At 73.1% G+C, this 21,928-nt stretch carries 23 protein-coding genes and 1 pseudogene; 15 read left to right on the top strand and 9 right to left on the bottom strand.

Going from position 1 to position 21,928, the window contains the following annotated elements; translation table 11 throughout:
• Positions 1-412: 412 nt before the first annotated feature.
• On the top strand, positions 413-1,024 hold the full coding sequence (locus OG455_RS11825) for an SsgA family sporulation/cell division regulator (protein ID WP_266292853.1): 612 nt from the start codon (positions 413-415) through the stop codon (positions 1,022-1,024).
• A gap of 93 nt (positions 1,025-1,117) precedes the next feature.
• Here OG455_RS11825 and OG455_RS11820 read toward each other — a convergent pair whose 3' ends face one another.
• The 3 genes and pseudogenes from OG455_RS11820 to OG455_RS11810 form a co-directional block, all read right to left on the bottom strand.
• Positions 1,118-2,530, bottom strand: coding sequence for a GAF domain-containing protein (locus OG455_RS11820; RefSeq protein ID WP_266292852.1), 1,413 nt, complete (start codon positions 2,528-2,530; stop codon positions 1,118-1,120).
• A 200-nt stretch (positions 2,531-2,730) separates the two neighbouring features.
• Positions 2,731-3,780 (bottom strand): M56 family metallopeptidase, encoded by a 1,050-nt coding sequence (locus OG455_RS11815; RefSeq protein WP_266292851.1) that lies wholly within the window; start codon positions 3,778-3,780, stop codon positions 2,731-2,733.
• A gap of 143 nt (positions 3,781-3,923) precedes the next feature.
• A pseudogene (locus OG455_RS11810) lies at positions 3,924-4,280 on the bottom strand (BlaI/MecI/CopY family transcriptional regulator); the annotation flags it as partial.
• 241 nt (positions 4,281-4,521) lie between these two features.
• Between OG455_RS11810 and OG455_RS11805 the strand changes: the two are divergent.
• The 5 genes from OG455_RS11805 (at position 4,522) to OG455_RS11785 (ending at position 7,914) form a co-directional block, all read left to right on the top strand.
• Positions 4,522-5,238, top strand: a complete 717-nt coding sequence (locus OG455_RS11805; RefSeq protein ID WP_266292849.1) for a DedA family protein — start codon at positions 4,522-4,524, stop codon at positions 5,236-5,238.
• Positions 5,235-5,858 (top strand): phosphatase PAP2 family protein, encoded by a 624-nt coding sequence (locus OG455_RS11800; protein WP_266292848.1) that lies wholly within the window; start codon positions 5,235-5,237, stop codon positions 5,856-5,858. Before OG455_RS11805 ends, OG455_RS11800 begins: the two co-directional genes overlap by 4 nt.
• 276 nt (positions 5,859-6,134) lie before the next feature.
• Positions 6,135-6,650 (top strand): pyridoxamine 5'-phosphate oxidase family protein, encoded by a 516-nt coding sequence (locus OG455_RS11795; RefSeq protein ID WP_266292847.1) that lies wholly within the window; start codon positions 6,135-6,137, stop codon positions 6,648-6,650.
• 177 nt (positions 6,651-6,827) lie between these two features.
• Positions 6,828-7,523 carry a phosphonatase-like hydrolase gene (locus OG455_RS11790; protein WP_266292846.1) on the top strand — a complete coding sequence of 232 codons (696 nt, stop codon included), beginning with the start codon at positions 6,828-6,830 and terminating at the stop codon, positions 7,521-7,523.
• A 115-nt stretch (positions 7,524-7,638) separates the two neighbouring features.
• Positions 7,639-7,914 carry an AbrB/MazE/SpoVT family DNA-binding domain-containing protein gene (locus tag OG455_RS11785; RefSeq protein WP_323185471.1) on the top strand — a complete coding sequence of 92 codons (276 nt, stop codon included), beginning with the start codon at positions 7,639-7,641 and terminating at the stop codon, positions 7,912-7,914.
• Between the two features lie 144 nt (positions 7,915-8,058).
• Here OG455_RS11785 and OG455_RS11780 read toward each other — a convergent pair whose 3' ends face one another.
• Positions 8,059-8,454, bottom strand: coding sequence for a cupin domain-containing protein (locus OG455_RS11780; RefSeq protein ID WP_266292844.1), 396 nt, complete (start codon positions 8,452-8,454; stop codon positions 8,059-8,061).
• A gap of 52 nt (positions 8,455-8,506) precedes the next feature.
• On the opposite strand from OG455_RS11780, the gene OG455_RS11775 reads away from it, so the two are divergent.
• On the top strand, positions 8,507-9,496 hold the full coding sequence (locus OG455_RS11775; protein ID WP_266292843.1) for a GlxA family transcriptional regulator: 990 nt from the start codon (positions 8,507-8,509) through the stop codon (positions 9,494-9,496).
• Between the two features lie 311 nt (positions 9,497-9,807).
• Positions 9,808-10,875, top strand: a complete 1,068-nt coding sequence (locus OG455_RS11770) for a HEAT repeat domain-containing protein (protein WP_266292842.1) — start codon at positions 9,808-9,810, stop codon at positions 10,873-10,875.
• Positions 10,876-11,229: 354 nt separating this feature from the next.
• Here OG455_RS11770 and OG455_RS11765 read toward each other — a convergent pair whose 3' ends face one another.
• The 3 genes from OG455_RS11765 to OG455_RS11755 are packed head-to-tail and all read right to left on the bottom strand — an operon-like array spanning position 11,230 to position 11,965.
• Positions 11,230-11,463, bottom strand: coding sequence for a hypothetical protein (locus tag OG455_RS11765; RefSeq protein ID WP_266292841.1), 234 nt, complete (start codon positions 11,461-11,463; stop codon positions 11,230-11,232).
• Positions 11,460-11,648 carry a hypothetical protein gene (locus OG455_RS11760; RefSeq protein WP_266292840.1) on the bottom strand — a complete coding sequence of 63 codons (189 nt, stop codon included), beginning with the start codon at positions 11,646-11,648 and terminating at the stop codon, positions 11,460-11,462. The genes OG455_RS11765 and OG455_RS11760 overlap by 4 nt, the downstream gene beginning before the upstream one ends.
• 56 nt (positions 11,649-11,704) lie before the next feature.
• Positions 11,705-11,965, bottom strand: a complete 261-nt coding sequence (locus tag OG455_RS11755; protein WP_266292839.1) for a hypothetical protein — start codon at positions 11,963-11,965, stop codon at positions 11,705-11,707.
• A gap of 119 nt (positions 11,966-12,084) precedes the next feature.
• On the opposite strand from OG455_RS11755, the gene OG455_RS11750 reads away from it, so the two are divergent.
• The 4 genes from OG455_RS11750 to OG455_RS11735 all read left to right on the top strand — a co-directional run bounded on the left by OG455_RS11750 (position 12,085) and on the right by OG455_RS11735 (position 13,930).
• Entirely contained in the window at positions 12,085-12,912 is an 828-nt protein-coding gene (locus OG455_RS11750; RefSeq protein WP_266292838.1) for a helix-turn-helix transcriptional regulator, read from the top strand.
• Positions 12,909-13,118, top strand: coding sequence for a DUF397 domain-containing protein (locus OG455_RS11745; protein ID WP_266292837.1), 210 nt, complete (start codon positions 12,909-12,911; stop codon positions 13,116-13,118). Before OG455_RS11750 ends, OG455_RS11745 begins: the two co-directional genes overlap by 4 nt.
• A 124-nt stretch (positions 13,119-13,242) precedes the next feature.
• Entirely contained in the window at positions 13,243-13,521 is a 279-nt protein-coding gene (locus OG455_RS11740; protein WP_266292836.1) for a DUF397 domain-containing protein, read from the top strand.
• 124 nt (positions 13,522-13,645) lie between these two features.
• Positions 13,646-13,930, top strand: coding sequence for a DUF397 domain-containing protein (locus tag OG455_RS11735; RefSeq protein WP_266292835.1), 285 nt, complete (start codon positions 13,646-13,648; stop codon positions 13,928-13,930).
• Positions 13,931-13,984: 54 nt separating this feature from the next.
• Here the strand turns inward: OG455_RS11735 and OG455_RS11730 are convergent, their stop codons facing one another.
• Positions 13,985-14,908 (bottom strand): phosphatase PAP2 family protein, encoded by a 924-nt coding sequence (locus OG455_RS11730; RefSeq protein ID WP_266292834.1) that lies wholly within the window; start codon positions 14,906-14,908, stop codon positions 13,985-13,987.
• Positions 14,909-15,269: 361 nt separating this feature from the next.
• Between OG455_RS11730 and OG455_RS11725 the strand changes: the two genes are divergently transcribed.
• Together OG455_RS11725 and OG455_RS11720 are read left to right on the top strand one after the other, a co-directional pair.
• Entirely contained in the window at positions 15,270-18,023 is a 2,754-nt protein-coding gene (locus OG455_RS11725; protein WP_266292833.1) for an SdrD B-like domain-containing protein, read from the top strand.
• Between the two features lie 146 nt (positions 18,024-18,169).
• The gene (locus OG455_RS11720) at positions 18,170-19,090 is read left to right on the top strand and encodes a hypothetical protein (protein WP_266292832.1); all 921 of its coding nucleotides are present in this window, start codon (positions 18,170-18,172) and stop codon (positions 19,088-19,090) included.
• Positions 19,091-19,130: 40 nt separating this feature from the next.
• Here the strand turns inward: OG455_RS11720 and OG455_RS11715 are convergent, their stop codons facing one another.
• Positions 19,131-20,441, bottom strand: coding sequence for a nitrous oxide reductase family maturation protein NosD (locus OG455_RS11715; protein WP_266292830.1), 1,311 nt, complete (start codon positions 20,439-20,441; stop codon positions 19,131-19,133).
• A 96-nt stretch (positions 20,442-20,537) separates the two neighbouring features.
• Between OG455_RS11715 and OG455_RS11710 the strand changes: the two genes are divergently transcribed.
• Positions 20,538-21,752, top strand: a complete 1,215-nt coding sequence (locus tag OG455_RS11710; protein ID WP_266292828.1) for a Dyp-type peroxidase — start codon at positions 20,538-20,540, stop codon at positions 21,750-21,752.
• The last annotated feature ends 176 nt before the right edge of the window (positions 21,753-21,928 follow it).

Genomic DNA, 21,928 nt, shown 5'->3' with positions numbered 1-21,928 from the left:
GAACACCACGTCCGGAGTCGCGCCCGAAGCCGCGCCCGAAGTCGCGCTCGAACGCCGGATCCGAACACTCCGCCCGACCACGGCCCCGGCTGCCCCGATCCGCGCTCCGGCGGACCGTCACCCCCGTGGCACCACCCGTGTCGACAGAGTGACGAGAGTACCAGCGCGGCGGCACCGCGTGACCGGGCCGGCAAAGAGAGAGGGAGCACACCAGTCGCAGATCAACAACGCGGACCGGCTGCCGGACGGCAGAAGTTGACGTACCGTCTGGTGCACGGACCGAACGCGGGAGCGGAAAACGCCGGCCCGGCCGTCGCCGATCAGCGCACGTTGCAACCCCCTGCAACCTTTGCGGCATCCCGTAGCGGCGGAGCACGCTGGCCCGGTCCGCTCTCGCCCCGGAGAATCAGCCATGCCGCGCGATCACCTGTCCGCCGCCACCGGCGGAGCCCCGTACCCCGCCACCCAGGGGGCCCGGCCGCAGTCGCCGCTCCGTCCGGCCGTACCGGTCGAGGAGGTCCTGACCCTGCGCATCGCGCTGGGCCGGGACAAGGTGGGCACCGTCCCCACCCGGTTCCGCTACGAACCCGAGCGCCCCTACGAGATCCTGGTCACCTTCCACCTGGGCCGGCCCGACGAGGTCGACTGGGTCTTCTCCCGCGACCTGCTGCGCGACGGACTGCGCGGCCTGACCGGCCAGGGCGACGTGCGCCTGTGGCCCGCGCACTGCCCCTGCCACGGCGCGACCCTGCACCTGGCGCTGGAGTCGCCCTACGGCAGCGCGCTGCTGGAGGCCTCCGCGCCGCAGGTGCGGGACTGGCTGGACCGCACCTACGCCGAGGTGCCGGAGGGCGGCGAGCCGGACTGCGGGCCGACCGACGAGCAGCTCTCGGCCTTCCTCTTCGGAGATCACGGAGATCACGGAGATCACGGCGATGCCGGCGAGCCTGGCGACCAGGACGACCCGGGTGAGCCGGACGGCCTGGGTGAGCTGGGTGGCCTGGGCGACCTGGGCGAGAGCTGAAGGCCTGAGGGTTCGGGAGCTCGGGAGCTCGGGAGCTCGGGAGCTTGAGGGCTTGAGGGCTTGAGGGCTTGACCGCCTGGGCGCCGCTGGTGCTCAGGCGGGCCCGCGCCGCTGGATCGGCACCTGTCTGCGGGACAATTCGGACGCCTCCTCGACGCCCGCCGCCGCGATCCGGCAGCCGGGCAGCAGCACCGCGCCGCTGTCCAGCAGCGCCCGCAGCCCGCGGATCCCGGGTGCCGAGGAGGCGGGCAGCAGCTGCGAGGGGTCGGCCGGGCGGACCACCTCCACCTGCACCGTCTCGGCGAACCGGTACGGGCGGTGCTCCAGCAGCCCGCCCAGGTAGCGGCGCAGCCGGGAGAGCTCGGCCCGCACGGTGACCGCCCGGGACGGGTCGCCGAAGAGGTCCTCGGCCAGCTCCGCCGCCGTCCGCCCGGTCTGGTGCGCTGCCAGCAGCAGGAGCAACTCGGCGTGCCGGGGGCTGAGCGCGTGCGACCAGCTGCCGACGCCGCCACGCACCGAGACCTCCGGGCGGTCGGCGCGACCGAGGTCGAGCACCAGCCGGGCCCCGGACGCCTGCTCGGAGACCGCCTGCGGGGAGCCGGTGAGCGGACGCACCAGCCAGCCGTCGGCGATCGGCTCCACGGCGCATTCGCCCAGCGAGGGCAGCCAGTGCAGCGGGGCCGAGCCCCAGCCATCGGCGGGCAGCCGCAGCCGGCTGATCGGCGGCAGGCCGGCGGTGGCGGCCGTCCAGCCGTCCCGGTCGACCACCAGGGCCGGCCCCGCGGCCTGGGCCAGCACCGGGGCGGCGACGGTGCGCAGCCGGTGCAGCGACTCCAGCTGGGCGGCGCGCAGTTCGGTCTCGGCGAGCCGGGCGGCGGTGACGGCCAGCGCCAGCAGCTGCGGGTGCATGCCGCGGGCCGGACCGCTCAGGTCGACCACGCCGGCCACCCGCCCGGTGCGCGGGTCGCGGACCGGGGCGCCCACGCAGGTCCAGGCGTGCTGGTTGCGGACGTAGTGCTCACTGGAGTGCACCCGCAGCGGGCGCCCGGTGCGCGCCACCGTGCCGATCCCGTTGGTGCCCACCTCGTCCTCACCCCAGCGGCCGCCGGTCATGAAGCCGATCAGGTCGCCGCTGCGGCGCAGTTGGCGCGGGCCCTCGTGCCAGAGCACGGTGCCCTGGGAGTCGGCGACGGCCAGGATCAGCGGCAGGTCGGTGATCGGGTCGAGCAGGGTGTCGCGCAAGGTCGGCATCACGACGTCCAGTCCGCTGGCGCGGCGGCGGTGCTCGATCTCGGCGGTGCCCAGGTGCTCGGGATCGCGGCCGCGCTCCGGGTCAAGGCCCAGGCGGCGCAGTCGTTCCCAGGAGTCGCCGATCTCGGGGCGCGGGGCCTGGCGGGGGATCTCGCCGGTGACGACCTGCTCGTGGCTGCGGGCGGTCTCGGCGGTGGACCGTTCGACCACCTCCTCACCCCGGCCCAGGTGTCCCAGGTGCGCGGTCTCCCGCATGGTGGCTCCCCTCGCCGTGTCATCGGTCCAGCTCGGCCCGGGACAGGGCCCGGCAACCCTGTCGCCCACAGCGTACGGGTGCCGCCGCCCCGGTGGTCGGGGGATCCGCCGACCAAGGGCATGGGTTGACGGTGAGCGACCGACGCGGGGTGGCCGGGGCTGGGGCGGCCGGGGGCGGGCGCGGGCGCGGACTCCCGGGGTCAGCGCCCGCCGTCCGCCAACTGCGCGCTCTCCACCGTGCGGTGGAGGTCGCTGGTGGCGGCGGTGGCGGCGGTGCTCACGCCCAGGCAGGCGGCCAGCGCGAGCGCGGCGACCACGCGGCGGCGGGTGCCGGTGCGGGTGGCCGTGTGCGGCTGCGGGGAGAGCAGGGCGGCCACCCGGCGCGGCACCGGCCCGGTGGCGGCGGCCGGGGCGAGGCCGGGGCGCGGCGGGCGAGGGGTGCGGGCGGCGGCCAGGGCGGCGTGCCCCACCGCGCGGGCGGTCAGGGCGCGGTCGCCGACCGCGCGGGCGGCGCATTCGTCGGCCCAGCGCTCCAGGTGGAAGCCGAGCGGCGCGCGCAGCCGGCCGAGCGCGGGGTGCAGCACGGCGGCGTACTCGGCGGCGGCCAGGAAGAGGTGGTGGCGGGCGGTCAGGTGGGCGCGCTCGTGGGCGAGCAGCGCGGCCCGCTCGGGCGCGGGCAGGGCGCGCAGCATGCCGGCGGTGACCACGATCCGTCCTGGTCGACCGGGGCGCCCGGGCAGCGCGTAGGCGTCGGCGCGGTCGTCGTCCAGCACGGCCAGCGGGGGCCCGTCGGTGGCGGAGGTGGCGGAGACGGCGGAGATGGCGGAGGTGGCGGAGGCGGCGGTGCGGGCGGAGCTGCCGGTGCGGGTGGAGGCGTCGGAAGCCGGGCAGGGGGCCAGTGCCGCGTGGGCCCGGCGCAGGTCGGTGACCTGGCGGTGGGCGGTGCGCAGGGTGAGCAGGCCGGCCAGTACCAGCGCGAGCGCGGCCGGCCAGGCCGCCACCAGGGCGGCGGGCGAGGCCTGGGCCAGCCAGGGCAGTGAGATGTGGCCGAGCGCGGCGACGGCCGGGATCCGCAGCAGCCCGCCCGCCGCGAGCAGGCCCAGCGAGGCGGCGCTCGCGCCGGCCAGCAGCACGCCGGTGGTGCCCAGCACCCAGGCGGCCGGGCGCGGCGGCAGCGCGTCGGCCAGGCGGCGGGCGGCCGGGGCGGCGAGGAAGGGGATCAGCAGCGGGGCCAGGACGAGCAGGATCACCGGGCACCGCCCGCCGGGTCCTGGCCGCTCGCCGGAGCCTGGCTGCCCTGCGGGCCCTGGTCGCCCGCCGGAGCCTGGCCGCCCTGCGGGCCCTGGTCGCCCGCCGGAGCCTGGCCGCCCTGCGGGTCCTGATGGTTCTGCGGGCCCTCGCCGAGCAGCTCGCGCAGCAGCCGCTCGTCGTCGTCGGAGAGGTCGGAGACGAAGCGCGCCAGCACGGTGGAGCGGTCCTGCTCGCGGTCCAGCTCGGTGCGCATCCGGCGGGCGGCCAGCCCGGCCGGGTCCCGCACGGTGGGGGTGTAGGCGTAGGCGCGCCCGGCCCTGGTGCGTTCGACCGTGCCCTTGTCGTGCAGTCGGGCCAGGATCGTGGCGATGGTGGTGCGGGCCAGCTCGCCGCCGAGTGCCAACTGCACGTCCTGCGGGGTCAGCGGCCGGTCGGCGGCCCAGAGGGCGGCGAGCACCTGGGCTTCGAGCTCGCCGGAGGGGCGGCGCGCGGCGGGCACTTCGGACGCGGACGGTACTTCGGACGTGGACGGCACTTCGGACGTGGACGGCACTTCGGACGTGGACGGCACTTCGGGCAGGGGCACTTCGGATGAGGGCGGCACTTCGGGCATGGCGGGCACTTCGGGCATGTCGACGTGACCTCCAGGCGTCGTCTACAGTCATGTAGACCGTCTACGTCACTGTAGACGGTCGGGGTGAGCGCTGCGGAGTCGCCGCCGCCCTTGGTACCCCATCAGTATGAGAGGTCCGCCGAACGTGCCCTTCGCCTCCTCCCTGCTCGCGGTCAACGTGCTGGACGCCTCGTCCCTGCTGTCCGCCTTCGGCGCGCTCGGCATCGCCGTGGTGCTCTTCGCCGAGACCGGCCTGCTGGTCGGCTTCTTCCTGCCCGGCGACTCGCTGCTCTTCACCGCCGGGCTGCTCTGCGTCTCCGGCACCCACGGCGGCCCGCACCTGGTGCTCTGGCAGGTGCTGCTCGCCGCGCTGGCCGGCGCGCTGGCCGGCGCCCAGGTCGGCTACCTGATCGGGCGGCGCGGCGGGCGTCCGCTGCTGGCCCGCACCCGGCGCAAGGCGCTGGTGAAGGGCGCGGCGCGGGCCGAGGTGCTGCTGAACGAGTACGGGCAGGGCAAGGCGATCGTGCTGGCCCGGTTCATCCCGGTGGTGCGCACCGTGCTCAACCCGCTGGCCGGCGTGCTGGAGGTGCCGGTGCGCACCTTCACCTGCTGGCAGGTGCTGGGCGGCACGCTCTGGACCGTCGGTGTGGTGCTGGCGGGTTACGGCCTGGGGTCCTCCGTGCCCAACGTCGACACCTACCTGTTGCCGATTGTTGGTCTGGTAGTAGTTGTCTCTGTGATCCCGATTGCTCTCGAATTGCTCCGCGCTCGCCGCGAGGCCCGCCGGTCCGGTGCCGACCGGTCCGCCGACTCCGACCGTCAGGGCGGGGGCGGGGCCCGATGACGTCCGCGCTCCACACCCTGCTCGCCTACGACGGCAGCAGCATCGACGGCGGCCTCTACAGCACGGTGACCGGCTGGGCCGCCGCCGCCCCGCACTGGCTCGACCAGCTGATCAAGGCCTGGTCCGACTACGGCCTCGGCCTCTTCGCGGTCTTCATGCTCTGGGCCTGGTGGCAGGCCCGGCGGGCGGATTCGGTGGTGATGGCCAGGGTGCTCGCCTCGCCGCTGGTCGTGGTCGCGGTCTACCTGGTCAACTCGGTCCTCAAGAGCCTGGTCGAGGAGGTGCGGCCCTGCCAGCAGTTGCCCACCACGGTGACGCTGGAGACCTGCCCGGCGCCCGGTGACTGGTCCTTCCCCAGCAACCACTCGGTGATCGCCTTCTCGGCGGCGGTCGCGCTCTGCCTCGCCTACCGCAGGCTGGGCGCCGTCGCCCTTCTCGCCGCCGCGCTGATGGCGGCCTCGCGGGTCTGGGTCGGCGTGCACTACCCCCACGACGTGGTGGTGGGCGCGCTGATCGGCGTCCTGGTGGCGTTCCCGCTCGCACTGCTGGCCGGCCGGGCCGCGCCAATGGTGGAGCGGCTGCGTGGCGGGGCGCTGGGGGCCGCGCTGGGCAGCGGCTGAGTCGCGTCCGCGTCCGCGTCACGTCCGCGTCACGTCCGCGTCACGTCCGAGTCGCGTCCGAGTCGGGCGCGCGCGGTGCCGGAGCCGGGTCCCTGGGGGGCCCGGCTCCGTGCTGCGCGGGGGTGGCGGGTGATCGGTGGCAGTTGATCGTCGGCCCCTTGTGCGGCCCGGGTCGGCGGGGGCAGCATGAAGCCCCGGGCCGACGCCCACCACCGCCGGTCCGGCCCGCCTGTGCCGCGCGCGCAGGTTCCCGTTCGGTCGGTCGAAGGGACGCACATGCCGTACCGGCTCGACATCACCCAGGGCGACTGGCCCGCCGAGGAACTCCGCAAGGGCGTCGAAGGCCTGCTGGCCGAGTCCATGGTGCTGACACTGGCCACCGCCGGCCCGGACCACGGGCCGCACGCCAACCTCGCCTTCTACGCGTTCGACGAGGAGCTGGTGCTCTACTTCGTCAGCGAACGCTCGACCCGGCACAGCCTGCACCTCTCGGAGCAGGCCAGAGCCGCCGCCACCGTCTTCCTGCCGCCGCCGGTCTTCGGCGAGCAACTGCGCGGGCTGCAGCTGACCGGGCGCGCGGGGGAGGCCTGGGGGCAGCACGCCCAGGCGGCGCTGACGGCCTACCAGGGGCGCTACCCGACCTTCGCGCAGGACCCGGCGGTGCGCGAGCAGTTCCTGAACGGGGGCGGGGCGGCGGCGCTCTACCGGTTCCAGGTGGAGGAGCTGACGGCGGTGGACGAGCCGCACTTCGGCCGCCGCAACTACCTGCGGGCGCGGGTGGCGCGCGAGTAGCGGCGGCCCTTTTTGAGGACGAGGGCAAGTTGGCTGAACAACTACTCGCTGGTTGTCTGTACAACTTGAGGACTATTGGTCCGCGCGTCGCTGACCGGACACCTCGTGGTCACCTGGATCACGCAGGCTGGCAGCCACCATGCAGGTCAGTAGCGCAACCGGTAAGGACGTCCACCGATGAGCATCGAGAACCCCGCCGACCCGATCACCCTGGTCGTGCTCGACATGGCCGGCACCACCGTGGCCGACGACGGCCTGGTCGAGCAGGCCTTCCAGGCCGCCGCCGGCGAGCTGGGCGTGGCGGCGGGCAGCGAGCGGCACCAGGAGATGCTGGCGCACGTGCGGGCCACCATGGGCGAGTCCAAGATCTCCGTCTTCCGCCACCTGTTCGGCGAGGAGGAGCTCGCCCAGCGGGCCAACACCGCCTTCGAGCGCGCCTACGACGACCTGGTCGAGGCCGGGCACTGCGCCGCGCTGCCGGGCGCCGCCGAGGCGATCGCCGAACTGCGCGCCCAGGGCCGCACGGTGGTCCTCACCACCGGCTTCTCCCGGGCCACCCAGGACCGGATCCTGGACGCCCTCGGCTGGCAGGAGATCGCCGACCTGACGCTCTGCCCCGCCGACGCGGGCCGTGGCCGCCCCTACCCCGACCTGGCCCTCACCGCGCTGCTGCGCACCGGCACCGACTCGGTGCGCCAGATCGCGGTGGTCGGCGACACCGGCTACGACATGCTCACCGGCACCCGCGCCGGCGCGAGCGTGGTGGCCGGCGTCCTCACCGGCGCGCACGACGCCGAGCGGCTGCGGGCGGACGGGGCCACCCACGTGCTGGACTCGATCGCCGAGCTGCCGGCGCTGCTGGCGGGGCGCTGAGCGCGGGGCGCACCGCCACGTGCCTGCCGCCCGGCCTGCCGAGTGCGGCACTCCCTCCTGGTGAGCAGGGCTGACATTCCGCTCACCAGTGGGAGCTCGGGCGTAATGTCGCGGTATGGCTTCCACACCTGCTCGGCCTGTCGAGGCGGACACCATCATCGGGCAGCGCGGCCGCATAATCCTCCCCGTGGCCGTCCAGCAGGCGGCGGACCTCGCCCCGGGCGACAGGGTCCACATCCGCGTCCTGGAGACCGGCGCCATCGTCATCGAGACGACCAAGAGCATCCTGAACCGCATCTGTGTCCCCGACCCGGACGGCAACACCCGGGGTACTGACCTGGTCCGCGAAGAACGCCGCCGCCAGGGCGAGTCCGAAGGCGAACGGCTGTGAGTCACGTCCTCGACACCAGTGCCGTCATCGCTCTCCTGCGGGGCGAACCCGGCGCGGCCGCGGTCGAGGGCCGGCTGGCCGGCTCGCTGATCACTCAGCTCAACCTGTCCGCCTGATCCGCTGTTTCGCGCGGCTGGGTTCGGCTCAGATGTCGAGTGGGTGTCCGGTCGTCGCGTCCACGTGGTCCGGGATCTCGTCGTGGCGATCGCCCACGGTCGGTGTCCCGGTGGGCTCGAACATCAGGATGGCGGCGCCGGACGGCGCGTACGGCCTGTGCTCCGTGCCCCGGGGGACGGTGAAGACCGCACCCCGTGGCAGCAGGACCGTGCGCTCCCCGGCGGGCTCCCGCAAGGAGATGCGCAGTTCTCCGTCGAGCACGAGGAAGAACTCGTCGGTGTCCTCGTGGACGTGCCAGAGGTGCTCGCCCTCGACCTTGGCGACGCGGACGTCGTAGTCGTTGACGCGTGTGACGATGCGGGGGCTCCACAGGGCGTCGAAGGAGGACAGCGCCTTGTCGAGGGAGATGGGTTCGTTGCTCATGGGGCCAGCCTGAGCCGTTTCGCACGGCCGGTGTGAGTGCTAGGAATCGCACATGGCGAAAGAATCCTCGCAGGCGGTGCGTTCGGCGGGCGTGCACCGGGTCGTCGTGATCGTCGACGAGAACTCGAACCCCTTCGAGCTCGGCTGCGCGACCGAGGTGTTCGGTCTGCGCAGACCCGAACTCGGCCGTGACCTCTACGACTTCAGGCTCTGCTCGCCCGAGCCCCGCACCCTGATGCGGGACGGCTTCTTCGCGCTCACCGGAGTGGCGGACCTGGCGGCGGCCGAGACCGCGGACACCTTGATCGTCCCCAACCGCCCCGACACCGACGTGCCCCGACGCCCGGCCGTCCTCGACGCCGTCCGGCGGGCGCACGCGCGGGGCGCCCGCCTGGTCGGCTTCTGCAGTGGCGCCTTCACGCTGGCCGAGGCCGGAGTCCTCGACGGGCGCCGGGCCACCGCGCACTGGCAGTGGGCGGATTCGTTCCGGGCCCGCTTCCCCGCCGTCCGGCTCGAATCGGACGTGCTGTTCGTGGACGACGGTGACATCCTCACCGCCGCCGGGAGCGCGGCCGCACTCGACCTCGGACTGCACGTGGTCCGCCGCGACCACGGCGCGGAGGTCGCCAACTCGGTGAGTCGGCGCCTGGTCTTCGCAGCCCACCGGGACGGCGGGCAGCGGCAGTTCGTGGAGCGCCCGATGCCCGAGCCACGGGACGAGTCCCTGGCACCGCTCCTGGCCTGGGTCCAGGAGCGGTTGGACGCGCCGCTCACCGTCTCCGACCTCGCGGCGCGTGCGGCGGTCAGCCCGGCGACGTTGCACCGCCGCTTCCAGGCGCAGCTGGGCACGACGCCGCTGGCGTGGCTCACGGGGGAACGGCTGGCCCTGGCCTGCCGGTTGATCGAGCGGGGCGAGGGCCGTCTGGCTGTCGTCGCGCGGCGGAGCGGGCTCGGCACCGCCGCCAATCTGCGCGCGCTGATGCGGCGTCAGATCGGCATCACGCCGTCGGCGTACCGGAGCCGGTTCGGGCCCGGGGGGTGAGGCGGCGCCGGGCGAGGCGGCGCGGCGCGAGGTGACGCGGCGTGCGTGTCGGCAGGGCGCGCGCCGGCCCGAAGGGGTCGGGTGGCACGCCGCGATCGGTGTGCTCGGATGTGCGCTCGGACGGGAGGCCGGTCCGGCGCAGCTCGGCGGGCAGATGCCGCGTGTCGTTGTAGAAGAGGACGGCGGCCGGCCGGGCGCGTACCGGATGACCGTCAGTGCCCTGGCGCGGTGGACCCGAAGACGCTGACCGGAAGCGTGGTCGGGCCGACAATTCCCGCGCGCACGCGCGGTTCGTGCACCAGAATGCCCGGATGGAAACGGACATCGTGGCGGACCTGGTCACACAGGCACTGGTGGCAGCGCGCGTCGTCGCCTCCGCGGAGGACCCGGACGACCCGGACGGCTTGCCCGAGTACGTGGCGCTGCTGTGGCGGGCGGCCGCCGACGGGGCGGCGGCGCTGCCGCTCGGTCTGGAACTGATCGGTTCGGCCGATCCGATCGAGCGCGAGGCGGGCTGCACCCTGCTGGGCGACACCAGCAACCAGAACGAGGCGGTCCGCGCCGAGACGGCCACCGCGCTGGTCGCCCTCGCGCAGCGGGAGACCGAGGACCGCGTGCTGTGGGCCCTGGCGCGCGCGATCGAGATGACGTACGACCCGCGCGCCGTCCCCGTCCTCGTCACCCTCGCCGGGCATCCCGACGCCGAGGTCCGCGAGCAGGTGGCGCGCTCGTTCCCGGGGGTCATGACCGGTCTGCCGGACGGACCGGACATCCGTGTCCTCGTCGGGCTGACCCAGGATCCGGAGCCGGAGGTCCGCAACTGGGCGACGTTCACCCTCGGCACCCAGGCCGAGGTGGACAGCCCCGCGATCCGGGCCGCGCTCTGGGAGCGGACGACCGACGAGCACACCGAGACCCGCGCGGAGGCGATCCACGGACTGGCCCGTCGCCGGGACCGCCGCGCCGGCCCGTTCCTGGCCGAAGTGCTCGACAACCCCGAGGTCTCAGACGTCTTCAGGTTCGGCGCCGTGCCGATCACGGGTGCCGTCGAACTGCTGCCGGCCCACCCGGAGTACGAACCCGGCGACGACTGGTTCACCGACGCCGTGAACGCCTTCGACCCGGCGCGGCGGGCCCGCCTGGACGCCTTCGCCTGGGAGCTGGTCTCCACACTGCACCAGCTCCGCCCCGACCTGGACGCCGCCCTCTCGATGGAACGCTTCGGCTGGGGCCGTTCCCTCGGCGTCGACGCCGCCTTCGGGTCACCGGGCTACGACATCGAGGCGCTGCTCGCTCGCGCGGACGGCGACCCCACACGCGCTGCCGAACTGGTCGCGACCGACCTGCCGAGGACCCTGCCCGACTCCGGCCGGGGCTGAGGCCGCACCGACGACACGAACTCCATCCCGCGGACAGAGACCGCAGGACCGCCCCCGGGCTCTCCGGCGGCCAGGCTTCGGCGCGGGTCCGCCGCGATCCGGTCGTGGACCGCGCGCATCGCGTGGAGCGTGGCGTCGAGTTCGGCGGCGCTGGTGCCGGTGCCGGAGGTGACCTGGTGGTCCAGGTGCTGGCCGAGGGTGCGCAGGAGGGCGCGGGCGGCGGCGGTGGTGATCACCGTGTTCCCTTTCGTGCTGGTGCTGGTGCTGGTGCTGGTGCCGGCGTCCGGGTCTGGGGCACGGGCGGGCGCGAACGTGGTGTGCGGGGCGCGCGGTGGGTGGTGTCCGCTCGGTGGGTCAGGCGCGTTCGGTGACTGCCGCGCGCAGGCGGATGCGGTGGAGGTGGCGGCCCGCGCGCTCGAATCCCACCAGGCAGAACGGGAGGGTCACCAGCGCCCCTTCGCCGGCGGGGATCTGCGGGCCGGGGGCCACCAGGGTCTGGCGGTCGCAGCAGACGCAGCGTCCGAGGCGCCACTGGTGCCTGGGCGGCAGGGCGATACGGGGCGGGGCGATGGAGGGCGGGTCCGTCACCGTCCGGCCTTCCTGGCGCGGCGCCGGGCGGCCCACCGCAGGGCCGGTTCGCTCGCCACCACGCAGACCATGACGAGTGGGCACGCGGTGCACATGAAGAGCGCGGCCCGGGTCGAGAACGGATCGGTGGAGCGGAGCGGCACGGTGGCCAGCAGGCCGGCACCGATGCTGATCAGGAGGGTCACGGCGGTGGCCGCGAGGACATCCGCCCCCCGCGTGTGCGGTGGGCGGCGCCGGCGGGTCACGCGGTCGCCTGCTTCCGGGCGCGGTCCTGGGCTCCGGTGGGCTGCACGGGGTCCAACTCGCGGGCCGGGTGGATCCTGTCGATCTCGGAGGCCGGGGTCTCCCACTCGATGCCGCCGCCCACCGGTCGCAGGTACACCGTGGGGTACTTGCCGAAGCCGGGGGACTGGTAGACGCCGTCGACGTCGTGCTTGGTGTCGTGCACCAACTCGCCGACCTGGGGCGTGTAGGGGTGACGAGGGGGCTCGCTGCGCTTCATCGGCCGCTCCGTTCTGTAGTCGTTCCGCTACTAAGAATCGGCACGCGCGGCTACGATCGGAAGGGATTGAACTCGACACTTGGGCCTAGTAGGACTCGGCGTACGGAGGTCGAACAGCTATGCGTAAGACCAAGCTTGATCCATCGTCATCTCCGGCTGCTGCCTTCGGCGTGCAGCTCCGCAGGTCGCGCGAGGCTCTTGGGCTCACCCAGCGGGCACTGGGCAGCCTCATCGGGTTCAGCAACGCGTGGGTGAGTTGTATCGAAAGAGCGACGCGCAGTCCTACCTACGAGTTCGCGACCAGGTGTGACGTGTGCCTGGGCACCGGCGGCACCCTTGAGCTGATGTGGTGGGGGCTCAAGCACAGCGGTCTCCTGGAAGGCTTCCCGGAGTATGCGGCCCTTGAGGCGAATGCTGCTGCCATCCGGTTGTTCGAGGTCAGCGCGATCCCTGGGCTGCTCCAGACCCGCGAGTACGCGGCGACCCATGCCGCAGCTGACGTGAAGCGCGGCATCATTACCCAGCAACAGGCTGACGAGCGCGTCTCCTTCCTGTTGGCGCGTCAGGTCCTGCTCGCTCGTACGCCGCCGCCGTTTGTCCATGCTGTATTGGACGAGGCTGCCCTGCGGTGCGTCGGCGGTCCTGCTGTCATGGCTCGGCAGTTCGATCATCTGGAGGCACTGGCAGCGCGCCCGAGGGTGACGCTGCAAGTCGCGCCGTCCTCACTCGGTGCGGCCCGCCCGTTCGACCTACCGGTGACGCTCCTGACCCTGTCCGACCGAAGCATGGTGGGGTATACGGAGACGCTGAAGCGCGGCTTCCTTGAGCGTGACAGTGACACGGTCGCGGGATGGCTGAGAAGCTACGATCAACTCCAGATCGAAGCTCTACCGCAGGCACCTTCCCTCGATCTGCTCGGCAAGACACGAAAGGAAGTTCTGGGATGAACGGTATGGACCTCAGCGGCGCCGCCTGGTTCAAATCCAGTTACAGCACTAACGGTGGGCAGTGCGTTGAGGTGGCCCCCGGTTTCTCCGGCATCGTGCCCGTTCGTGACTCCAAGGACCCCGAGGGCGGCGCGCTGGTCTTCCCGGCCGGTGCGTTCGCCGCGTTCGTCGCCGCCCTCAAGGTCGGCCGGTTCGACGCTGCGTGACCCCGCTCCTCTCCGACGCCCCGTCACTCCGCCGGCCCGAGTGGCGGGGCTTCGCTGTGGGTAGGTGGCTCGCAGGCCGCGTCCCCTGGCCATCATCCGTGAAGCTCGATGGGAGTTGGCGACCATGCGCGTTGACCTGACGGGCGCCCGTTGGCGCAAGAGCACGCACTCTGGCAGCGGCGGAGAGTGCGTGGAGGTGGCCGACGGCTTCGGCGGCGCCGCCTGGTTCAAGTCCTCCCACAGCGCCAACGGCGGGCAGTGCGTTGAGGTGGCCCCCGGTTTCTCCGGCGTTGTGCCCGTTCGTGACTCGAAGGACCCCGAGGGTGGTGCCCTGGTCTTCCCGGCCGGTGCGTTCGCCGCGTTCGTCGCCGCCCTCAAGGTCGGCCGGTTCGACGCTGCGTGACCCCGCTCCTCTCCGACGCCCCGTCACTCCGCCGGCCCGAGTGGCGGGGCTTCGCTGTGGGTAGGTGGCTCGCAGGCCGCGTCCCCTGGCCATCATCCGTGAAGCTCGATGGGAGTTGGCGACCATGCGCGTTGACCTGACGGGCGCCCGTTGGCGCAAGGGCACGCACTCTGGCAGCGGCGGGCAGTGCGTGGAGGTGGCCGACGAGTTCGCCGGCGCCGCCTGGTTCAAGTCCAGTTACAGCACCAACGGCGGCGAGTGCGTCGAGATCGCTCCCGGCTTCTCCGGCGTTGTGCCCGTTCGTGACTCGAAGGACCCCGAGGGCGGCGCGCTGGTCTTCCCGGCCGGTGCGTTCGCCGCGTTCGTCGCCGCCGTCAAGAGTGGCCGGTTCAATGAGCCCCAGCTTTGACGACCTGCTGGCCAGGGCACAACGGTCGGCCGTGCATCTGGAGATGCGCGACGCCTACGGCGTCGGCGGCAAGTCCTCCGGCGCCGCGCCGTACACGGGCCGTCCTTGCAGGACGCGCTGGACCAGGAAGCCGGCACCCAGGGTGACCAGGCCGCCGACCACGTCCAGGACGTAGTGGTTGGCCGTCGCGATGATGACCGTGAAGGTCGCCACCGGGTACAGGATGCCCAGGACCTTCACCCACTTGCGTTCGGCCAGGTGGGCGATCGCCAGGGCGCACCAGACCGCCCAGCCGATGTGGAGGGACGGCATCGCGGCGAACGTGTTCGTCACCGAGCCGGACAGGCCCGCCACTCCGCTGCAGGTCTGCTCGCCCCAGGTGTGGTGGACGCAGAACGTGTCGATGAACCGGGTCGGGTCGAGCAAGCGCGGCGGGGCGACGGCGTAGAGGTAGAAGCCGATCAGGGCCACGCCGTTCATCGCGAACATCACGGTGCGGACGGCGCGGTAGCGGTCGGGGAACTTGACGTAGACCCAGATGAAGACCGCTATCGTCACGATGAAGTGGAGCGTCGCGTAGTAGTAGTTCATCCCCACGATCAGCCAGTCGATCTTGGCGATCGTGTGATTGAGCCACTGCTCGATGTCGAGGTGGAGCGCGTGCTCCAGACCCAGGATGTCCCGGCCCCGGTGGTACGGGGCCTCGCCGCCGGTGCTCGCCGCGTTCTGCGTCACCCGGTAGCAGTAGTAGCCGATGCCGATGAGCGCGATCTCGATCCACATGGTGGGGCGGTTCACCGGTCGCAGTCGGGCCGGCAGGATCGGGCCGATCTTCGAGAATCCGCGTTTCGCGCTCGTCCCCGCGGAGGCCGCCGCGCCGTTCGTCCCGTTCTCGGTGCCGGTGCCGGTGCCGGTGCCGGTGCCGGTGCCGCGGCTCGTGGACCCGGACTGTTGGTCGCGCAGCTGTGTCGTCGTCACGATCTCACCCCCATGATCGGCTAGTCTGCCACGCCGGCGTGGCCCTCACTCGCACGATCACGCTGTCGCGTAAGCCTCGCGCCTGGACCGCGCCCCGCCCCACGCCGGCCCCGTGACCTGCGACTTCAGGTCGAGAAGTGCTCATTGCTCGACAGGTTCATGAAGACGTACTTCGCCGTTTCACCAAGATCTCGCTTAAATCCCCCTTAAGCTCGCCCACGAGGCGGTTCTCCGCCGGCTCATGAATTCCCTCCCTGATTTGGGCAGTTGGCCCCCATGTGAACGATGAGAGCAGGGGATGACAGACACACGTGAACAGGTAGTGGGCAGTGCGCGCGGGCCCGGTCGGCAATGGCCGGGCATGCTTGGCCTGCGCGCGACGGGCGGCGTTGCGGCGCTCGTCCTCGGGCTCGGCAGTTGTTCGTTGGTGTTGGCGCCGTCGGCGTACCCGCAGGCCGGGGACGGCACGGTGACGGTCCGGGTGATCCGGGCCGTTGACACCAGCGGCGCCTGGACGCCCGGGCTGGAACCGGGCATCGGCGGTGTCACGGTGACCCTCTCCGATGACGCCGGCACCAGCATCGCCGGGGTCACGGCGGCCGACGGCACGGTCACCCTGGCCCCGGCGCAGAGCAAGGCCACCGGCGGCAAGTACCGCGTGCAGGTGGTGAATCCACAGCCGGGCGTGCTGTTCCCGGCCTTCGCCTCGCCGCAGGGCCTGGACGGCGCACCGACCCAGCTGAGCAGCAACGAGGAGTTCGTCGACCTCTCCGGCAAGAAGAACGTGTCCTACACCACCGGTCTGTGGAGCCCTGGCGACTACTGCCAGAAGAACGCCCCGTTGGTGACGACCTGTCAGCCCGCCACGCGCGAGGGTGGATCCCAGCGCACGCTGGTCTCCTTCCCGTACGACACGCGCGGGCAGGACGGCGCCGATGGCGTCAACGTCACCGATATCGCCACCAACGCCGACACCGGGGCCCTGTACGGAATCGCCTGGAACAAGGCCGACAAGCGGGTCTTCTCCTCGGCGGTGGCCAAGCGCACCACGGACTACGGTCCGGGTGGGCCCGGCGGCATCTACGTGACCGACATCGCGGCGAAGAAGACCTCGCTCTTCACCGTCGTCCCGGACGCGGGCACGACGGCGCACGGCCCGGGTACCGATGACTCGTTCCTCGCCGTGCCCGGCAAGGAGAGCCTGGGCGGCATCAAGATCACCGACGACGGGTCCTCCCTGTTCGTCGTCAACCTCGACGATCGCAAGCTCTACGAGTACGACGCCACCGCGGCGAGTGCGGCGGCGCCGAAGGCCGCCTTCAGCATCCCGGACCCGGGCTGCCCGGCGGCCGTGGACTGGCGGCCGTTCGGCCTCGGCATGCAGGACGGCGCCGGCTACGTCGGCGGTGTCTGCTCCGGCGAGTCCACCGGCAAGACCTCCGACATGCGCGTGGTGGTCATGCCGTTCGACCTCGCCACCGGGGCCTTCGGCAAGCCGGTGCTGGACCAACCGCTGGACTACCCAAGGCAGTCCACGGTCGGTTCGGGCGCGTGCGACGGCGGTACGGGGTGGTGGCCCTGGACCAACACCTGGCCGACCTCGCAGAACGGCCAGGCCTGCACGAGCTACCTGGCCCAGCCGGAACCGGAGTTGGGCGAGATCGCCTTCGAGACCGACGGCTCGATGCTGCTGGCCTTCCGCGACCGGTTCGGCGACCGCGCGCCGGCCGGCCCCACGCCGGGAACCCCCGGGCTGGTGCTGTCGGGCGGAGACCTGAACAAGGCCTGCCTGTCGGGCGGGACGTACGTGATGGACACCAACGACGGCTGCGGGCTCTCCCCCCGGGGAACCCGGTTCTTCGACAACAGCCGCCTGGGGGCCCACCACAACGCCGCGTTCGCGGGGATGGCGCTCTCCAAGGTGGAGGACAGCATCGCGGTCTCCAGCTACGACCCCAACAGCACGGCCTTCGGGGCCGGCACCGCCTTCGTCGGGCGGGACGGCAAGCAGCACCCGCCGGACGGGCTGCGGCTCAACCCCGCGGACGTCAACTCGGCGTTCGGCAAGGGCGCTTCGATGGGCGACCTGGAAGTGCTCTGCGACCAGGCGCCGTTGCAGATCGGCAACCGCGTCTGGTACGACCCGCAGCGCACCGGCATCCAGGACCCGGGCCAGCTGCCGGTGGCCGGGGTGACGATCCATCTGTACGACGGGTCGGGCAAGTTGGTCGGCACGACGAAGACGACGGCGCGGGGTGAGTACTACTTCGACGACTCCGACGTCACCGGCGGACTCAAGCCGAAGACCGACTACACCATCAAGCTCGACAATCCGGCCGACTACGCCAAGGGCGGTCCGCTCTACGAGTGGGTGCCGACCGACGCGAACGTCGGGACCAACCACTTCATCGACTCCAAGGGGACCGTGCCGCCGGGCACGGCGTACCCCGTGAAGGCGCTGACCACCGGGGGGCCCGGCGAGAACAACCACACCTACGACTTCGGCTTCCGGCAGCAGGAGGGCGTGCTGCGCGTGGTCAAGCACGACCAGGACGGCGACCCGCTGGCCGGGGCCAGGTTCCAGCTGTGGGAGGAGGGCAACGGCACCGGCGGCCTGCAGACCGGCGGGTCGAAGCCTGACACCAAGGTGGGTGACGTCTGCACCACCGGGGCCGACGGCATCTGCCAGGACAGCGGCACGGTGGGGACGTACTACTGGCAGGAGGTCAGCCCGCCCGCGGGCTACACCGCGCCGGACTCGACGGTCTTCGGGCCGCTGGTCCTGACGGCCGACAACCTCACCACCGGGGTCTCGGTGACGGCGGTCAACCAGAAGATCGTCACCCCGACGCCCACGCCGACGCCCACGCCGACCCCGACGCCGACCCCGACGCCGGGCCAGACCCCGACCACGCCCGCCCCGACCACGCCCGCCCCGACCACACCGGCACCGATCGTGCCGGGCCCGGGCTCCCCGCCCGGCTCGCACCTGGCCTTCACCGGCATGGGCGAGGTGGTTCCGCTGGCCCTGGTCGGTGGCGCCGCGTTCACCGCGGTCGGCGCCACGACGCTCGTGCTGACGCGCAGGCGCAAGGCCTCGGCACAGCGCGGCTAGCCGCGGCCCCGTGAGGGGCGGCCGGCACCGGGGATCCCGGGGCCGGATCGGGCGGGTTCGCCGGTCACTGGCCGGCGAACCCGCCCGACTCAGTGACCGGTCGGCCGGGGCCGACCGCACCCACAGCGACGAGAGAAGGAGACCGGATGGCTCGCAGGACCAGGACCGCCGGCCCCGCGCCGAGCAAGGACGGCCCCGCATCGGGCCAGGACGGCCCCGCGCCGAGCAAGGACGGCCCCGCATCGGGCCAGGACGGCCCCGCGCCGCGCCGGACTCGCTGGTTCAGGGCCCTGGTCGCGCTCGCCGTGTGCGGCGCCGCGGTGGGCGGCGTGGCCGCCTACCGGGGCCTGTCCGGCGGCAGCGGCGAGCGGCCGGTGACGATGGACGAGGCCTCCCGGCTGGCGCTGTCGCGGCTGGACCTGTACCAGGCCAGCCCCGTGGCGGTGACCCTGACCGCCGCCGAGGGCGGCGGCGTGGTGCTGCGGGTCAGCGGGGTGGTGGACTACCGGACACACCACGCCGTCGGGAGCTACGAGACCACCGGGGCCGGGCCCACCGGCTCGTCCGGCGCGGCGGGCTCCACCCCCGCCCCGCAGCTCGACCACGGCCTGATCGTCTGGGACAGCGACGGCCTCGGCCTGGCCCCCGCGCTGGACGGCACCCCGCCCTGGCAGCAGGCCGAGCACATCCCCCGCTCGGGCTGGTCGCCGCGCTCCTACACCACCGATCCGCTGGACGCCGGGCTCCAACTGCTGATCGGGCTCGGCGCGGACCGGCCCGACAACCCGCTGCTGCTCGCCCAGTCCGGCGCCCGCTGGCTGGGCCGCGACCGGATCGACGGCCGCGACTACGACGAGATCTCCGGCCCGCGGGCCACCGGCACCACCCCGGGCACCGGCCCCGACGGCGGGAAGTCGCCGCTGACCTACTGGGTGGACGGCAACGGCGGCCTGCGCCGGGTCACGATGCGGATGCCGGGCCTGGGCACCCCGACCACCCTGGAGTTCACCGGGCACGACCCCAACGCCAAGCTCCCGGAGGCACCGTGGGACACGGGCACCGACTGAGACCCGAACCACCTTGGCACTGTCAGGAGATGACCGTACGTCAGTGCGCCGCCGGGACCGCGCCGGTGTCCGTTGGCAGCGGGTACGCGTCCGGATCGAAGGTCCCGGGCAGCCCGGTCGCCGGGGCGGCCGCGGCCGTCGGGTCGGGCATCGACGGTTGCGCGGGCGGCGCCGGCACCTGGCTGAACGGAACACCGGGCGGAGCCTGCACCGAGGCCGCTCGACCGCTCGGCGGGCTGCCCCGCCCGTTCGCCCCGCAGCCCGCCAGGCCCTCCAGTCCGGCCGGACTCTGGGTGGTCGGCTGGTTGCCGCTGAAGCAGTTGCTGGGGTCGGCGGCGGCCAGCACCAGGTCCTCGCCGTTGCCGGTGACCCGGTTGCCGGTGACCTGGTCGCCGCTCGCCGGGTGCCCCGGCGGGTCGGTGATGATCACCCCGACCGCCGTGTTGCCCTGGACCAGGTTGCGCTGCACGCGGTCCCCGGTGCCGCCGCCGATCCCGATCCCGATCCCGAAGCCGCCGTCCGCCTGCTCGGGCGTGTCGGCGGCGTTGTTGTCGGTGATCACGTTGCCCGCGAGCACCGCGCCGTGCTGCGGGGCGAGCGCCTCCTGGTCGTTGGAGTTGATGGTGACACCGACCCGGTTGCCGGTGACCAGGTTGCCCAGCACCGAGACGCCCTCGGAGGCGTTGGTGATCTCGATGCCGACGGCGTTGTGCGCCATGGTGTTCCCGCGGACCAGGGTGTCGCAGGGCCGGCACTGGCCGACGTAGATGCCCGAGTCGGCCTGCCCGGAGGCGTAGGAGTCCTCGATCACACCGCCGTGCGCGTCGAACGCGTAGATGCCGTACAGGCCGTTGTCGTACGAGGTCACCCGGGTCGCCCGGAAGCCCTGGACGGCCGGGAAGCGGGTGGTGTCCAGCGGGTCGTACGCCGAGCCGCCGGCCCCGCGCTGCTGCAGCTTCTGGTCGGTGACGCCGGTGAACAGTACGCCGTTGGCGAGGTAGTCGCGCACGGTGAGGTTCTCCACCACCGAGCCCGCGCCGGTCACGGTGATGCCGTTGACCAGTCGCACTCCGCCGTCGAGGACCACCGCGTTGCGGTCCGTGCCGCGCAGCACCACGTCGGGCTCGGTGACCTGCACGCTCTCCCGGTACACACCCGGGCCGATCAGCACCGTGTCCCCCGAACGGGCGACGTCCACCGCCTGCTGCACCGTGTGGAAGTCCTGGGGCACCCGCAGCACGGTCCCGGCCGGGTGCTTCGCGTCGGCGGACGCCGAACCAGAGGAGGAGCACCCGGTGGCCGCCAGCGCCAGTGCCACCACCGCGACCAGCGCCGACAGGCGCGCCACCACCGCCCGTGACCCCGCCGGTCGGATCTTATGGAGGATCAACACACTGTGATCAGGCGGCATTTGCATGACAGGTGTTCTATCGTCTCCAATAGCCGCATGCCCACCGAACCGGAAAACGCGCAGGATCCCGCCCGCCCGGTCGGCGCCGGATTCGGGCGGCGCGGGGCCCTGCTCGCCGCCGGTGCGGTGCTCGCCGCCGGCATCGGCGCGGCGGCCGAAGACCTGGCCCGGAAGAACCTGACGGCCGCTCACGAGCGCTCCCCGGCCGCCCCGCCGGCCCAGGCCGCGACCCCCTTCCACGGGCCCCGGCAGGCCGGTGTGACGGCGCCCCAGCAACCGGCCACCCAGCTGCTCGCCCTCGACCTCCCGCAGACCTCCTCCGCCGCCGACCGGCAGACCCTGCGCACCGTCCTCGACGCGCTGACCCACACCCTCGCCACGGCGGCCTCCGACGCACCGTCGGATGCCCGGCTGCAGGGCGTCGGCGCCACCCGGCTCACCTCGCTGGTCGGCGTCGGCCCGGGGCTGGCCACCCGGCTCGGCCTCGACGTCCCCGCCGGGCTCGCCGAGTTGCCGTCCTTCCCCGGTGACCAGCTGGACCAGGCGCGCGGCGGCGGCGACCTGCTGCTCCAACTGTGCGCCGCCGACCGCTGGACGCTGACCGTGGTCGCCGAACTCGCCGCCACCGCCGCCCGGTCCGCCGGTGCCACCTTGCGCTGGAGCCAGTCCGGTTTCCTGTCCGTGACCGCCCCGGGGACCACCCCGCGCAACCTGTTCGGCTTCAAGGACGGCACCGCCAACCCCGGTCCTGCGCAGGACGAGCAGTTCGTCTGGGGCCCGCCCGGCGCGCACCAGAACGGCACGGTGCTGGTCTACCGCCGGATCCGGATGGACGTTGCCGGCTTCGCCGCCCTGCCCGCGGACCAGCGCGACCGGGCGATCGGCCGCCGCGAGAGCGACGGCGTCCCGCTCACCGGCACCGCCGAGCACGACGACCCGGACATCTACGCCAAGAACCCGGACGGCTCCTACGTGATCCCCGCCAACGCCCATGTCCGGCTCACCAGCCCCCGCCTCGACGGCGGTACCCGGATGCTCCGGCGCAGCTACAGCTACGACGACGGCCCGACCGACCGCGGCCTGCTGTTCTGTGCCTTCATGCGCGACCCCGCGCAGTTCATCCGGGTCCAGGACCGCCTGGCCACCCGCGACGCCCTCGCCCCCTTCCTCCAGCACCAGGCCTCGGCCGTGGCCTACGTGCTGCCCGGCGTGGCCGCCGGCGGCCGCCTCGGCGAGCAGCTCCAGGGGTAGGGATGTCGGCGGTCCGGCTTCACGCAGGCCTCGGGATCCGGCTTCGCGCAGGCCGCGGGATCCGGCTTCGCACAGGCCTCGGGATCCGGCCTCGGGATCCGGCCACGCGCTCAGGCGCGGGCACTCGGCGTGGGCGTGCGGGCCGGGAACGGTGGTGGAGGTGCGCGGCCGCGACG

Source organism: Kitasatospora sp. NBC_01287, assembly GCF_026340565.1.
In the GTDB taxonomy this organism is placed as follows: domain Bacteria; phylum Actinomycetota; class Actinomycetes; order Streptomycetales; family Streptomycetaceae; genus Kitasatospora.
This window is presented reverse-complemented; position numbering and strand designations above follow the sequence as displayed.